This is a genomic window from Opitutus terrae PB90-1 (assembly GCF_000019965.1).
GTDB classification, from domain to species: domain Bacteria; phylum Verrucomicrobiota; class Verrucomicrobiia; order Opitutales; family Opitutaceae; genus Opitutus; species Opitutus terrae.
In genome coordinates, this window is the sequence record NC_010571.1 from 2608077 (window position 1) to 2622529 (window position 14453).

Genomic DNA, 14453 nt, shown 5'->3' on the forward strand with positions numbered 1-14453 from the left:
GGGCTGGCAAGCCTGCGGATCGGTTAGGACAGGTGGCGAACCACGGGGAACTTCGATGTTGAGCGTCCCTTCCGGGAGGTTCACGCATCGTGCATGCTGAAGTTGCTTTTTGTCGGGGACATCGTGGGCCGGCCGGGGCGGGATTTCGTGAACGAGCGGATGCGCCGGATCCGGATCGAGCACGGCATCGACTTCGTCGTCGCCAACGCGGAAAACTCCGCCGCGGGGGCGGGCATCACGGGGGCTATCGCGCGCTCGCTGCTGGAGGCCGGCATCGACGCGATCACGCTGGGCGATCACGTGTGGGACCAGCGCGGCTGGGAATCGGAGATCACGCAGATCGAACGGGTCTGCCGGCCGGCGAATCTGCCGCGCGCCAATCCCGGCTGGGATCACCTGATCGTGGAAGCGCGCGGCTTTCGCGTCGCGGTGTTCACCGTGCTCGGGCGGCAGTTCATGGGCATCAAGGCGGACTGCCCGTTCCTCACCGCCGACCGGATGATCGAGCAGTTGCGCGCGCAGGCGGACGCGATCGTCGTCGAGATCCACGCCGAGGCGACTTCGGAGAAGCAGGCGCTGGGCTGGTATCTCGACGGCCGCGTCACCGCGGTGCTCGGAACGCACACGCACGTGCCGACCGCTGATGCGTGCATCCTGCCGAAAGGCACGGCTTTCATTTGCGACGTTGGGATGACCGGCGGCTATCGCGGCGTGCTGGGCCGGCAGATCGATCCAGTCGTGGCGAAATTCGTCGACGGCATGCCGCGGCGGTTTGAGATCGCGACGGAAGATGTGCGGCTCTCCGGTGCGCTCATCGAGATCGGCGCCTCGAGGGCGGCCGCGGAGAAGATCGAGCTGCTGACGGTGAGAGGATGATCCGAAGGACGAAGCGCGAAATTCGAAATCAACACGAAGCCCGAAGGCTCGAACCGCCGCGCTGCGGCGGCGCTATACGTGCGCCACGCCGGCTTCCTCGAACACGCCGAGGTGCCGGTAGCGTTGGTAGCGGGTGTCGAGCAGCTGGTCGCCTGGCAGTTGACGCAGTTCGCCGAGATGACGCTGCAGCGACGTTTTCAATGCGGCGGCGGCGACGGCGACACCGTTGTGCGCGCCGCCCATCGGCTCGGGGATCACTTCGTCGATGACGCCGAGTTCCTTGAGCTTGGCGGCATTCAGCTTGAGCGCCTCGGCGGCGAGCGGGGCGGCGGCGCGATCCTTCCAGAGAATAGCGGCGCAGCCTTCCGGGGAGATGACGGAGTAGTAGCTGTTCTCGAAAATCAGCACGCGATCGGTGACGCCGATGCCGAGCGCGCCGCCGGAGCCGCCTTCGCCCACGACCACCGCGATCGAGGGGACACGCAGCAATGCCATCTCGCGCAGGTTCACCGCGATCGCCTCGGACACGTGCCGCGCCTCCGATTCGACGCCGGGATACGCTCCGGGCGTGTCGATGAACGTGATCACCGGCAGGCCGAACTTTTCCGCGAGGCGCATCAGGCGGAGCGCCTTCCGGTAGCCCTCCGGCTGAGGCATGCCGAAATTGCGCAGGATGTTTTCCTTGGTGTCGCGGCCCTTCTGCTGGGCGATGATCATCACCGACTCGCCTTCGAAAAACGCAGTGCCACCGACCAGCGCGCGGTCGTCGTTGTACTGGCGATCGCCATGCAGCTCCTGGAACTGCTCAAAGATCAGCTGAACGTAATCGAGCGCGTAGGGGCGCTTTGGGTGACGCGCAATCTGCACCCGTTGCCACGGCGTCAGGTTGGTATAGATCTCCCGCTGCGCATCGCCGATGCGCTTCTCGATCGCCGCCAGCTCGGCCGAGAGATTCACCTTCTGCTCGAGCGATTTTTGGTGGAGCGCGTCGAATTCCCGCGCGAGGTCCCGCAACGGTTTTTCGAACTCCAGCACATAGGCGGGCTTGTCCATAGGCGGGGAAATTACGGAGCGGGGGCGAACCCTGTCAACCGGCGGCGCGGGTGGGCGGGGCGTTGGATGTGGTTTATGATGTAGCCGGGCTCGTGGAGCCCGGGGCCGGGGTCGACGACCCCGGCTACACTGGTGCCGCGACGCCCTCGTCGCGGCTGCCACCACGACGCGACGAGGGCGTCGCGTCCCCATCAGCTCGCCCGCGGGGACGGCGGGTTCCACCTGCGGATCAGTGCTGCCGGTTGGACTCGGTCTTGCGCTGCCGCAGGCGTTTGCGGACCAACTCGGAGAAACTCGTGCCCGCGTCGTGGAGATAGGGCGGAGGGATGGCCGCGGGCGGCGGCGGAGGAGCAGCCGGCTCTGGTGCGGCAGGCGCGAGCGCGGCGGCGACGTGTTCGGCCTGGTGCAGCCAGTCTCGCGCGGTCGAGACGAATTCGCCGATCCTGGTTTCGGGCAGCTTCAGTTCGGACGTGGCGAAGTTGCCGATCTGCCCGAGGGTTTCGAGCGTCTGGTCCGCGCGCGCGAACAGCTCGCCGGCCGTGCCCGCCACGGTGGGTTCGGGTGCGGTGTAGCCGTTGGCCACCCATTCGAGCCCGCCCGTTTTTACGTCGAGCAGCAGTCCGTGCACCACGATCTTCGGGCCGATGAGCGGACTGGCGCGTACGCATTCGACGCCGCGCAGCACGTTCTGGCGCTCGGTGGCGAAGAGACCGAAATACTCCACCAGGTTGGGCGGGAGGCGGCTGCGATCGACGCCGAGTGCCGCGAGCCGGTCGAGTAACTGCAGGGTGGTGGTGTGGCCGACGAGGCAGTCGGTGTGGCCGATGATCGCGATCTCCCTGGCCCCCTTGACGGCGCAGGCAAGCGCGAGCGAGCGCATCGTGCTGCTGAGGGGACCGGTGATGATCGCGCCGGCGTTGCGCAGCCAGATGAACTGCTCTTCGGGCACGCCGAGCACGTCGGGCAAAAGGTGGTTGAGTCGCGCGTCGATGCAGGTGAGCGCCGCGATCGGCAGGGCCGACGTCACTTCAGCCGGCACCCGCGCGCCGCGCTCACCGTTGAGCCAGCGTTGATTGGCGGCGAGGATCGCTTCGAAGAGGCGCATATCGCGACGTCAGTCTTCCTCCGGCATGAGAAACCAGAGAGCGAGATAGAGGAGGATGCCAGGAAACGCGACGCTGAGCAGCGAAAGCAACACGTAGACGACACGCAGGCGGCCGGCGGGCCAGCCGAGATGCTGCGCGAGTCCACCGCAAACGCCGGCGATCATCTTGTCCGACCCAGAACGGGTGAGTTTCATGGGTAGGTGAGACGTGAGGCGGAGGCTTCGCGGGGATGTTTCGCTTAGCGACTCATCCGCGCTTCGGCGTCGTGGGCTCGATGGTCAGGTTGAGCGGCGGGACGACGGGAACCACCGGCACCTTCACCGGCTCGTCCTTGGCCATCGCCTGCTTCAACGCCGGCACCTGCTCCAGCAGTTTTTCAAATTTTACGCCGGTGAGGCTCTCGAGCACGGGCGGCAGCTGGGCGAGAATCTGGGTGATGTCACCGGTGAGCTTGCTCGCACCGCCGCCGATACCGTTGCCGGAATTGATGATCACCATCTTCTCGGTCTTCGCGAGCGGCTCGCTGATCTTGCCGGCGATTTCCGGCAGCACGCGCGCGATCAGTTCGATCACCGCGGCCTGGTTGTAGTGCTTGAACGATTCGGCCTTCTGGCGCATCGCCTCGGCCTGTGCGTGACCCTGCGCCTCGATGATCGCGGCCTCGGCGAGACCGCGCGCCTTGTTCGCCTCGGCTTCGGCGAGACCCGTGGCTTTGGCCACGTCGGCGTTGGCGAAGCCGGTGGCTTTCGCCGCGGAGGCGGCGCCGGCGGCTTCGGCTTCGAGTTGGAACTTGCGGGCGTTTGCGAGCGTTTCGACCTTGTAGCGTTCGGCATCGGCCGGCTTGTGAACGCTCGCGTCGAGCTCGCGTTCACGCCGCAGGATTTCCTGCTGCTGCAGCTCGATCTGCTTTTGCTTCTCGATGATCTGCACCTGCACCTCTTCGGCCTTCACCAGCTGGCCGGTCTTGAATTTCTGGAGATCGTAGGCGAGGTCGGCCTCCGCCTTCTTCTGGTTCACTGCGGCCTGATACTGTGCGACGTTGGACTGATAGTCGCGCTGCGCCTCGGCGATGCGCGTGTCGGCGAGGAACTTCGCCTCCTGACCGGCCTGCGTGGCCTGGGCCGACTTGATCATCGCGTCGCGATCGGCCTCGGCCTGCGCGATGATGGCGTCTCGCTTCACCTGGGCGATGCGGGGTTTGCCCAACGCATCGAGGTAACCCTGCGTGTCGCGAATGTCGCGGATCGTGAAGCTCACGATGCCGAGTCCCATGTTCGCCATGTCGCCGGCGGCGACCTCCTGCACCTTGGAGGCGAAGGCATCGCGGTTTTGGTAAATCTCCTCGACGGTCATCGTGCCGAGGATGGCGCGGAGGTGGCCCTCGAGCGTCTGCGTCGCGATGTTGCGGATCTCGTCGGTGCTCTTGCCGAGGAACTGTTCGGACGCCGTGGCGATCGCGACGTCGTCGCCCTTGACCTTGATCTGCGCAACGCCGTCGACCTTCACCGGCACGCCCTTGCTCGTGTAGACCTCGGGCGTCTGCACGTCGATGGTGAGCAGTTCGAGCGAGAGGACGTCGACTTTTTCGAGCACCGGCCAGACGAGCACGCCGCCGCCCTTGACGATGCGGTAACCGACGTGGCGCGCGCTGCCGTCGGGATCGACGACGCGGCGCTTGCGGCCGGAGATGACGAGCACCTGGTTGGGGCCGACCTTCGTGTAGCGGCTGGCGAAGATGCCGCCGAGGATGAACACGAGGATGACGACCACGGCGCCAAAGGCGATGGCCTTGAGCCAGGGAACGTCCGTGCCGCTGGCAGCGGCGAGATAAAGCGGGGCGGAGGTAGTCAGCGCATGCATGGGAGGCGGGGGAAGAGGAGGTGAAATCTGGCCGGGGAGAATCAACTCACGCGTTCGACATAGAACTGCGTGCTGACGATGCGCGTGATCCGCACCGTCTCGCCCGTGCTGATGGGCACGCCTTTTTCTGAGCGCGCGGGCGCCGTGTAGCGGCTGTTTGCCTGCACATAAGCGATTTCGCCGACACCGTTCTCCGGGATCGGCGTGATCAGCGACGCGGTGTGGCCGACGATCGAGGCCACCTGGCCTTCGCTCGACGCCTGCGAGCGGCTGAAGACGGCGTTGAAGAGCCAGAGGACGGCGAACGCGATGCAGATGGCGCCCGCGATCGAGAGCGGCGCGCTGATCCAGACGGAGGAAGTGCCCTCGATGCCGCTGAACACGATGCCGAGTCCACCGAACGCGGTGACAAAGCAGGCGAGCACCATCGGACTGAAGAACGAGATGCCCGGGATCCCGGAGTTATCGAAGCCGGCTTCGGCGTGCCCGCCGGTGCCGACGTCGCCGCCGTCGTGCCCGTCGAATGCGTGTCCCGCCAGCGCACTGATCAACGTGAACAGCAGACCGGCCACCAGACACACCGCGTAGAAGAGGGTCGTCATAGGATCGCCAACGCTCGGGGGTTGCGGGCGTGCGCGATCCAACCACCGCGGCGCGAGCCGAGCAAGCGAAAGCCGGTGGCAACTGGACGAACGGCAGCGTGGCGGGTCGAGCGGCGCACAGTCGGGGCGGTGCGGCCGAGGGAAGGAACTGTTTGATGGGGCCGCGACGCCCTCGTCGCGGTTTTTTGCCTGAACGCGACGAGGGCGTCGCGTCCCCATTGGAGTGCGAACAGGGTAGGGCGTGACCGATGGGCCCGCCGAGAATACCTCGATTTGTCGCTCGTCTTTCCGGCCCGCCCCGCGGTCGGGCCCTACCGTTTCAATCGCGCGTCAGCTGTCGCCGGACGGATTCTTCAACTGCTCCTTCCAACTCTGGATCTTCGCCTGCGCACCGAAGTGCTCGGCGCGCGCCTTGTCGCCGCGCTCCATCCAGATCCGCGAAAGGGTCGTGTTGATGAACAGGTCGCCTGGACGCAGTGCGTGCGCGCGTTCCGCCGCCGCCAACGCGTCATCGAGCCGGCGCAGCGAAAAGTTCACCTCGGCCAGCGCATGCCACGCTTCGAACGACTCCGGCGCGGCGCTCGTGGCACGGCCGAGTTTCGCGAGCGCGGCCTCGGTTTCGCCCACCGCATAGTCGGCCGTGGCGTCCTCGATCAGGCTCTGCAGTTCGTCGGGAGTCATTCGCTAGGTGCGGGATTAGCAATGGCTGGCAGACTGAGCCCACAACGCAACGAACGGCCAACGCCGATCGGAGTAACCAGGGAACCACAGATTTCGCCGAGGATCACGGATTCTATGCCCGCACTAATCATGGATCCGTGCTCCTTCGTGTCATCCGTGGTAGTTCGAGGGTTCGGGTTACGACTTTTTGCCCGCCTCGATATTGATCTTCACCGTGACCTCGTCGCCGAGGGTTTTGGCGAGCATCGCCGGACCGCTCACGCCGAAGTCGGATTTCTTGATCGTGGTCGTCGCTTCCCAGCCGGAGAGCTGCGCGCCGCGCGCGCCTTCGCCGAACCCAAGCAGGTTGGTTTGGAGCACGACCTCCTTCGTCACGCCGTGCAGCGTCAGGTCGCCGACGATGTCGAAGGTATCCTCGCCCGTCTTCTTCCAGCTCTTGCTCTTGAAGCTGGCGGTGCCGTGGTTCGCCACGTCGAAGAAGTCGGGGCTCTTGAGGTGATTGTCACGTTTCTCGTTGGCCGTGTTCACCGAGCCGACATCGATGGTGGCCTCGACGGAGCTGTGCTCGAGATTGTCGCGATCAACCGTGATGGTGCCGCTGAACTTGGTGAACGTGCCTGGCACCTTGCTGACGAAATGCCGGATGCTGAAGCCGAGCGACGAATGCACCGGGTCGATCGTGTAGGTCTCGACGGCGGCAATGCTGGATTGAACGAACCCGACCGCGAGCGCGGCCAGGGCAGTGAAGCGGGTGAATCGGTTCATGGAAGGGACACGCTGATTGGGATGGGTGATCCGGCCGGACGGCCGTCGGGCGAAGAAAGGAGCATTTGCCCGAAGTGCAACCGACCGCGTTACGGTTGACACACGCGGGGCCCGAACGGATCTCGCCACGTTGTAGCCGGGCTCGTTGAGCCCGGCACCGGGGTCAGCGACCCCGGCTACGGTCACTCAGCTCTCGGCTGATCAGAGAATCAGCATCGCGTCGCCGTAACTGAAGAACCGGTACTCGCGGGCGATGGCCTCGGCGTAGATCTCGCGAATCCAGGCGATCCCGTCGGTCGAGCCCGGCGTGAGAAACGCGGAGACCAGGCAGAGTAGCGTGGAGCGGGGCTGGTGAAAGTTGGTAATGAGCGCGTCCACGCCGCAGAACTCCCGAGGCGGATAAATGAAGATGCCCGCCTCCGCAACGTGCGCCGCTTCCTCCGGCCGTGGCGTTGAGTGTTGCGAGAGGAAGTCTTCGATCGTCCGCACCGATGTGGTGCCGACGGCGATCCGGCGGCCGGTCAGCGGCGGGAAAAGTGCGCGCTGCGTGGATGCCGGTATTTCGTAGAGTTCGCGGTGGATGCGATGTTCTTCGATCGTCGCGGTGGAGATCGGTTGGAACGTGCCGAGCCCGACGTGGAGCGTGACGTCCGCGGTCCGAACACCCATTGCCGTCAGCGCGGCGAGCAACTCGGGCGTGAAATGCAGCCCCGCGGTGGGCGCGGCCACCGCGACCTGTCGGGCGGCGTTGGCGTAGACCGTTTGATAGCGGCTGAGGTCGAGCTGCCGCTGGCGATCGTGATCCGGCGCGTGCGGATCGCGTTCGATGTACGGCGGCAGCGGCACGTCGCCGAGCTCGTTGGCGACGGCTGTGATCGGGCGATGGTCCGAGGTGGTGAAACGCACCTGGGCCGTGCCGTCGGCGTGCTTTTCTAGAATCTCACCGGTGAACGCCTTCGACGGATGCGCGAACGTCGCCCCGACCGCGAGCCGACGACCCGGTTTGATCAGACAACGCCAGATTTCGTGGCAAGGGCGTCCCGCCCGTGAAGATTGAATTGCCTCTGCCGGTTGAATCACGGGCGGGACGCCCGTGCCACTTCCTGCGGTCGGTTCCTGCTGGAGCAAAAAGCACTCCACCTCACCGCCGGTGGGCCGGCGCGCATGAAGCCGGGCGGGCAGGACGGCGGCGTTGTTGCGAAACAGCGTGTCGCCGGCGCGCAGGAACTTTGGCAGCTCTGCGAACGTGTGGTGCGCCAGTTTCCGCGTGGCGCGATCGATGACGAGCAGCCGCGAACGGTCGCGCCGCTCCGCCGGCGTCTGCGCGATCAGGCGCGGCGGCAGTTCGTAGTCGAAAAGATCGGTCGGGAGCGGCGGCACGCGGAGAGCCAAAGGCATTGCGCGCCGGCGGCAACCCTGCGGTGACCCGGCGTCGGGCTTGGCGACCGCGCTAGCCCGGAAATTTCATGAACAGGAGTGAAGCTCAGTCCGAAATTTCAGTCCGCCTGCGGCGGAACGACCTTGTCGCGGCTAGCCCCGACCGAGTCGGCCCCCGAGGGCGGATATTTTACGAACTTCGTGAAGTCCGGGCTAGCAGTCGGATCGCCGCGGCCGATGCCGCAGCGCCGGTGCAGCGGCGAGCAGGAGACTCGCCAGCCAGCCCCAGGTTGCCGACTCCGGCACGGGCACGAAGTCGGGTGGATATTGATAGGGCCACCCAAGCTCATAGCTGATTTCGGCATTGAGCAGCGCGGCCGTGAGCGTGGGGTTGGGCTCGAACTCCACCCCAAACAGCGCCGTGCGGCGGGGGCGCCAAGGATCATCAACACCAATCCCGGTGTATTCGGCGTTCCAACCAAGGAAATCGGGGTCCGTGTGAAACCCCCAACCGGGTAGTGCCCACATGTAAAACCAGTCGTCAGGATTCTCCCGTTCGAGAGTGGGACCTCCATCCGGCAGCCGCACATGCACGCTGGCGAGCTGATAGTCGGGTGAGAAGAAATCCCACACGACGGTGTCGACGACGTAGGGATCGGAGTGAAGGATCGTGTCGTGGGCCTCGACGTGGTAGGTGACGAGCTGAGCCTGCAATGCGGTGGAAGAAAACAGCATCGCGGCGAGAACCCACCGGTGGAACCGGGCGTGCGACGACGCGGCACTACGAGCAGCGGTACGGATGTGCATCATGGCATGAAGGAGTTGCCGGAGGCGCGAGCTTAGCGCAGCGAGTTTGCCGCGAACATCCGGTGCCGCGAGAACGCTGCTATCGGCGGATCGCGCGGCGCAGCGTCGTCGATCGGCTGAGCGGGACACAGCCCTAACCAAAAGCGCGCGACGCAGCGTCCCCACTGTCTCGCCTTGCAGGTTGCGCTCCGACGCCGCTTGGATTTCCAAACCAACCGTGAAGCGAAATATCCTCATCGTGCCACTCGTCAGCCTGGCGGCGTTCGCGGGCTACGTGGGCTACTGGAAAGCGCGCCATCCGGAGCCGGCGCCCGCGGTCGTGCGTCCGAGCGATGAGTATGCGACACGCGATGGTCACAAGGAGGCCGAGGCGGACTTCGCGGCGGGAAAGTTGGTGCTCATTGAGTCGACGCCGCCGGTGAGCTGGGACCGCGAACGCCGCGAAATCGCGCGCACCAAGTATGGACTCGAGCTGCGATCACGCGAAGGCGAGGTGTCGACGGAGGCGTTCACCAAATACGCCGATGCCTACAATCGCGTGATGCGCCCGAAAATCGTGGCGCGCCACGGACGCGGCGTGTTCGACGCGATTCACCGCGAGGCGATCGCGCGGTGGGAAGCGCGGCCGCAGCCGTCCACGGTCAAATCCCCGTGACCGTGCCCTTGGCGCCGATCGCCCGGCCGCGGGGTGCACGCGTCGACGTTATTTTTTGGCGGAGCGCGCGCAGACCTTCGTGCGCCTGTCGCTTGACCGCACGAACCGGCAGGAGAAACCGGTTCTTTTGAATCGTGACTGCGAGGCAGCGCACCCAGCGATCGCTGATGCTGTTTCGTCGCGCTGTAACGAGGATCTCCCGCAGGTAATCGAGTTGGACCTGATTGCGGGTTTTGAGCCCGAGGATGCGACGGAGAGAAACGGGAGCATCAAAGCACGAGGGCGCATGCCCGTTGGCGAGGAAGTTCAACTGGGTGCGCACACACTTCTCGCAGCGCCCGCAGTTCTTCCCGGTCGCCGGGCCTTCCCAACATACGCGCAACCGACCCGCCAGATCTGAGTGTTTGCAGATGAAATCCACCCGCTGGGTGCGAGTGAAACCTCCCCCTTCGGTGTGAAACTCGAATTCGGCGCCCGACAGGAGCGGGTTGGTCACAGGATTCGAACCCCAAGGCAACTCCAGATGCCCGTAATCCTCGTCGGCACCCACGACCCCGACATTGGCGACGCCGTGAAACGCGTGGAGACAGGACGCGAGTCCCGTGGCGAACTCAAAACTCCAGCGCTTGCAGGCCGCTTCCCGCCAATTGGTCCGGACCGTCGCGAGCGGAATTCCCAGTGGCGTCAGCATCGCGCGCGCCTGGGCGGCGGCGGTCGCGAAGGCGGCGGTTTCGCGCAGGGGGATGTCGAAGCCGTGGACCAGCACCGCGGCGACCGGATGCGCCGTTCTCCGGCCGGCTTGGCGCAAGTGATGACGCAGGAGGGCAAACGTGCCGTCGACGCCGCCGGAAAACGCAAACACGCCGCTCCGCTCGGATGGCGGCGGGCCGGGCGAAACCACCTCGTCGGCTTCAATTCGGACCGGCCGGTAATCCCCGGGCAGCCACAGGCTCCAGGCTTCCTGAAATTCCTCAATCCTGCTGAGCGTGAGGCGCGAAACCCTTCCTCGGATACGCACATCCGTGCCGCGCCGCATGGCCGGAAAGACACAAGCTGCGACGGCGAAATCGAGGAGCGAAATCGGATTCGGCAGGATATCCCCGGAGAATTCGAACCAGACCACCGTTCCGCCGATGGAAACCTCGCGACGCGTCATCCCGTTCGCCCTGTGTTCGTCGACGTTGACTTCAAGCAGATCCATGTGGGCCGCTTCGCGGGGCGCCGGAGCCTCGATCTTGATCGAGCCGGCCTGTTCGGGCCGGCCTAATCGCGGTGTGGGGGCAAGGGGGATCCAGGGGAAGCTTGGCGCCATGAATTGGCTCCAGAAGCGTCGCTGTCAATCATGGCCTGCCGGGGTGCGCCGCAGGTGTACGGCCAGTGTACGGCTCCGCCCCAGATGCGGCCGGATCTGGGCTCACGGGGCGCGGACATGAGCGCTCGCTTAAGGAAGCGCGGAGGGTTGAGTTTCAGACTCGACGCGGGTAAATCCGCGTCATGTTTGCACACGCGGACTCGAACGGCTTTCGGGAAGCGCTTCCCGGAGTTCACATGAAAACGCTCGTGCACGGGGCCAAGACGCTGCTGACCGAGTTCCGACTGAAAGCGGGGCACGTGTTGCCGCGGCACTCGCATCCGCACGAGCAGACGGGCTACCTCGTCAGCGGCGTGCTGGAGCTGACGATCGGCGACCAGACGTTCACGACTCGCGCCGGCGATTCCTGGTGCATTCCCGGCGGCGTGGAGCATGGCGCCGTGGTGACGGAGGACACCGTCGCGATCGAGGTGTTTTCACCCGTCCGCGAGGAGTATCTGCCGCGCGAGCGTTGACCGGCTGTTTCCTGGGGCTGTTTTCTGGGGACGTGACGCCCCCGTCGCGTCTCGAATTCAGACCGCCGGCTCAGGGACTGGGATTCACCACGATCCGCGCCGTCACATCGATCCCGTCCTGCTGAAGCGTGGCGCGATTGGATTGAGCGGACAGCGTGTTGCCGTGCGAATCGGTGCCGGCGGTAAACCGTAGCTGCGTCAGTCCGCTGACTTGGACCGGCTGGGCGTTCGGCTGCTCGAGATCTCCTCCGGTGATGCGCGTGTCGCCGGTCGCGCCGCCGAGCATCAGCACCGGTGCCGCAGCGTCGAACGCACTGATATCACCCACATACACCGGACCGTTGAACTGCACGTCGGGCGCATGAATGCCCGTCAATCCGCGATGCGCGAAGAAGGTCGCGTTGGCGGCGCGCAGTCCGCCGAACCGGCCATCGGTGCTGGTGATCGCGATGAACGCCAGATCGGCGATGCCGTCGTAGCTCACGCCGGCGCGAAACAGGCTTTGGTTGACCGCAGTGATCCGGCCGACGCTGAACACCGACACGTGCGTCGCTTCCGTTGCGCCGGCGATGACGATGCCGGCGTGGCCTTTCATGTAGGCGACGGTCTGCTCGTAATGGCGCGGCGATGCCGGGCCGGTGGGATCGTCCAGGACCAACGACAACGTGCCCGGACCGCTGAGCTCCACTTGCACGATATCGTCGTCGAGATCGAGAAACGACAGCCGCGTGATCTGCCCGAGCGCGTGATCGGCGGTGATCGCCACCGCGGCGCCGGTGAGCAGAACCTGGTCGTAAGTGTGGCCGTTCGAAGGCACGAAAATGTCGCGAAGCACCTCGTCGCCCAACCCAAGCGCCTTGCCAGTCGTGACGAGCCCGAGCGCGACGGCAGCGCTGCTTTTGGCGCCGGTGGAGTTGGCCAGGACCACGTCGACTATACCGGTGTCGGCCGGCTGAATACTGGGCAGTGTGAGCGTGTCGCTAGTCGCGCCGGCGAGCGCGGTGCCGTTGCGCCGCCACTGGTAGGTGAACGGCAGCTCGGACGACGCGCCGATCGTGAACTCGGCTGATTGGCAGGGAGCGCCGGTGCGCGCCTGAGGGGACTGACTGATGACCGGGAGATTCTGGGCGACGCGCAACGCGGCGTAGGCGTTGAGCCGCCCGCCCGAGACACACCGTCCAGCCAGTGAGGGCAGTGGGTCGATCGTGGAGAGGATCCAGTCGCGCAGGTCGGCGACGGTGGCTTCGGGCCGCATCTGCCTCAATAGCGCGGCGACTCCGGCGACATGCGGGACGGCGCTGGACGTGCCATTGCCGTAACGATAACCGCCGTTGAGACTCAGCCCGCGGATCCGGGTCCCGGGCGCGCCGAGGTCGACCGAAGTGCGGCCGTAGCATGACAGGGCGAGATTGAGCTGGTCGTTGTGATCGGTGTTCGCCACCGCGAGGATGTTATCCGATGGATACGATGCCGGATAGTACGGAAACACGTCGTTGTCGGTGCCGGCGTTGGATGCCGCGATCACGAGCAGGATGTCGGCGTCGCGCGCCCGCTCGATGGCGGCCAGCGTCGCTTGGCTGTACGGGTAGCCGGCGAGCGACATGCTCATGATTCGGGCGCCGCTGATCCGCGCGAACTCGATGCCGGCGATCAGGCTGGCGGTGGTGGCTTCACCGAGGGCGTTGCGGACCTTTACCGGCAGGAGCTGCACCTCCCAGGTGATCCCGGCGATCCCGTAGTCGTTGTTGCCGCGTGCAGCGAGGACGCTGGCGGCACCGGTGCCATGATCGCCGGATGGTTCCGGATCGTTGTCGTTGTTGGCGGTGTCCCAACCGCTCCAATCGTCGACGTAGCCGTTCTGGTCGTCGTCGGCACCGTTGTCGGGGATCTCGCGCCGATTCCGGTAACGGTTGGGTGCAAGGTCGGGACTGGAGAAATCCACGCCCACATCGAGGACGGCGACAACCACGTCGGGGCAGGTGCGGCGGATATCCCAGGCGCGGAGCATCCGGATGTCGGCGCCGGGCGTGCCGCCGGTCTGGCCGGTGTTGTTGAGCGAGTATTGCTCCGAAAAACGTTCGTCGGTCGGCGTGTCGCAGGTGGTGCCGAGCCCGTTGGGTTCGGCGGCGAGGATGAGGTTGGATTCGCGCGCAAGCGCGGCGAGCGCGCGCGACTGGGTGTCCAGATCGGCGGCGGGCCAACGCGCGAGCCAGTAGCCGCTGCCGGTGATCGGTCGCCAGGACCTCGCACCGGCGCGGACGAGCGCGGCCGAGAACTCCGCTGCGGTCGCGGTGGGCTGCGCGCGAACCAGAATTTCGTCGGCGACGAACGCGTCGCGGCGCAGCACTGTCTCGCGATGGTCGGCAGTGGTTCCGAGCCGCACCTCTTCCTCGACGCGGATCCCGCGGTTTGGATCGCCAGTGCGCAACAGCCATTCCCGGCGAATGACACCGGGGGAGTCACCGGCCGTGATCCGCCAGTCGAGCACCGGGTAAGTGCGACCGAAGAGCAGATAATCTCGGGTGGTTCGGACAACGGCCGCACCTTCGTGTGTGGCCGTTGTAGCCGGGGTCGCTGACCCCGGCGTGGACTCGGCGAGTCGGCTCGCCGTTGCGGGTGGGTTGGCGGCTGGGCGAGAGTCAATGACAGGAGTCCAGCTCCACCAGCCGACGATTCCGAGCAGCAGCAGGCTAAGTGCAGCTCGCAGTGGAAACCGGTGGGGCGCCGTCACACGTGGCGCAACACACGCGGAAGCAGTCGCCCTTCACTTTCTCAACGATGAGCGCAGGGTTCCGTGGGAGCGCGGGCGTCTCGGCCGCTCAATTTGTCGAACTTCATCCAGGC

14 protein-coding genes are annotated in these 14453 nt (G+C 65.7%); 3 read left to right on the forward strand and 11 right to left on the reverse strand.

From position 1 onward, the window contains the following. The first annotated feature begins 93 nt into the window (after nucleotides 1-93). Complete coding sequence (locus OTER_RS10260; protein ID WP_012374849.1) at nucleotides 94-876, forward strand: TIGR00282 family metallophosphoesterase; 783 nt, start codon at nucleotides 94-96, stop codon at nucleotides 874-876. A 72-nt stretch (nucleotides 877-948) separates the two neighbouring features. Here the strand turns inward: OTER_RS10260 and OTER_RS10265 are convergent, their stop codons facing one another. The 9 genes from OTER_RS10265 to OTER_RS26175 form a co-directional block, all read right to left on the reverse strand. Next, the gene (locus OTER_RS10265) at nucleotides 949-1929 is read right to left on the reverse strand and encodes an acetyl-CoA carboxylase carboxyltransferase subunit alpha (protein ID WP_012374850.1); all 981 of its coding nucleotides are present in this window, start codon (nucleotides 1927-1929) and stop codon (nucleotides 949-951) included. Nucleotides 1930-2158: 229 nt separating this feature from the next. Next, the gene (locus OTER_RS10270; protein ID WP_012374851.1) at nucleotides 2159-3034 is read right to left on the reverse strand and encodes a carbonic anhydrase; all 876 of its coding nucleotides are present in this window, start codon (nucleotides 3032-3034) and stop codon (nucleotides 2159-2161) included. Between the two features lie 9 nt (nucleotides 3035-3043). Then, the gene (locus OTER_RS10275) at nucleotides 3044-3229 is read right to left on the reverse strand and encodes a PspC domain-containing protein (RefSeq protein ID WP_012374852.1); all 186 of its coding nucleotides are present in this window, start codon (nucleotides 3227-3229) and stop codon (nucleotides 3044-3046) included. A 52-nt stretch (nucleotides 3230-3281) separates the two neighbouring features. Further along, nucleotides 3282-4895, reverse strand: a complete 1614-nt coding sequence (locus OTER_RS10280) for a flotillin family protein (protein WP_012374853.1) — start codon at nucleotides 4893-4895, stop codon at nucleotides 3282-3284. Nucleotides 4896-4936: 41 nt separating this feature from the next. Further along, entirely contained in the window at nucleotides 4937-5497 is a 561-nt protein-coding gene (locus tag OTER_RS10285) for an NfeD family membrane protein (protein WP_012374854.1), read from the reverse strand. Between the two features lie 330 nt (nucleotides 5498-5827). Further along, the gene (locus tag OTER_RS10290; RefSeq protein ID WP_012374855.1) at nucleotides 5828-6178 is read right to left on the reverse strand and encodes a tetratricopeptide repeat protein; all 351 of its coding nucleotides are present in this window, start codon (nucleotides 6176-6178) and stop codon (nucleotides 5828-5830) included. Between the two features lie 177 nt (nucleotides 6179-6355). Then, on the reverse strand, nucleotides 6356-6943 hold the full coding sequence (locus OTER_RS10295; RefSeq protein ID WP_012374856.1) for a YceI family protein: 588 nt from the start codon (nucleotides 6941-6943) through the stop codon (nucleotides 6356-6358). A gap of 201 nt (nucleotides 6944-7144) precedes the next feature. Continuing rightward, on the reverse strand, nucleotides 7145-8341 hold the full coding sequence (gene queA / locus OTER_RS10300; RefSeq protein ID WP_012374857.1) for a tRNA preQ1(34) S-adenosylmethionine ribosyltransferase-isomerase QueA: 1197 nt from the start codon (nucleotides 8339-8341) through the stop codon (nucleotides 7145-7147). 192 nt (nucleotides 8342-8533) lie between these two features. After that, on the reverse strand, nucleotides 8534-9130 hold the full coding sequence (locus OTER_RS26175) for a hypothetical protein (RefSeq protein WP_158305412.1): 597 nt from the start codon (nucleotides 9128-9130) through the stop codon (nucleotides 8534-8536). Nucleotides 9131-9344: 214 nt separating this feature from the next. On the opposite strand from OTER_RS26175, the gene OTER_RS10310 reads away from it, so the two are divergent. Continuing rightward, a complete protein-coding gene (locus OTER_RS10310) occupies nucleotides 9345-9782 on the forward strand; it encodes a hypothetical protein (RefSeq protein WP_012374859.1) in 438 nt (145 codons plus the stop codon). Here the strand turns inward: OTER_RS10310 and OTER_RS10315 are convergent. Next, nucleotides 9769-11094 carry a hypothetical protein gene (locus OTER_RS10315; protein WP_012374860.1) on the reverse strand — a complete coding sequence of 442 codons (1326 nt, stop codon included), beginning with the start codon at nucleotides 11092-11094 and terminating at the stop codon, nucleotides 9769-9771. The two genes, OTER_RS10310 and OTER_RS10315, sit on opposite strands and share 14 nt — an antisense overlap. Nucleotides 11095-11276: 182 nt before the next feature. Between OTER_RS10315 and OTER_RS10320 the strand changes: the two genes are divergently transcribed. Beyond that, on the forward strand, nucleotides 11277-11609 hold the full coding sequence (locus OTER_RS10320; RefSeq protein WP_012374861.1) for a cupin domain-containing protein: 333 nt from the start codon (nucleotides 11277-11279) through the stop codon (nucleotides 11607-11609). A gap of 70 nt (nucleotides 11610-11679) precedes the next feature. Here the strand turns inward: OTER_RS10320 and OTER_RS24060 are convergent, their stop codons facing one another. Then, complete coding sequence (locus tag OTER_RS24060; protein ID WP_012374862.1) at nucleotides 11680-14097, reverse strand: S8 family serine peptidase; 2418 nt, start codon at nucleotides 14095-14097, stop codon at nucleotides 11680-11682. Between the last annotated feature and the right edge of the window lie 356 nt (nucleotides 14098-14453).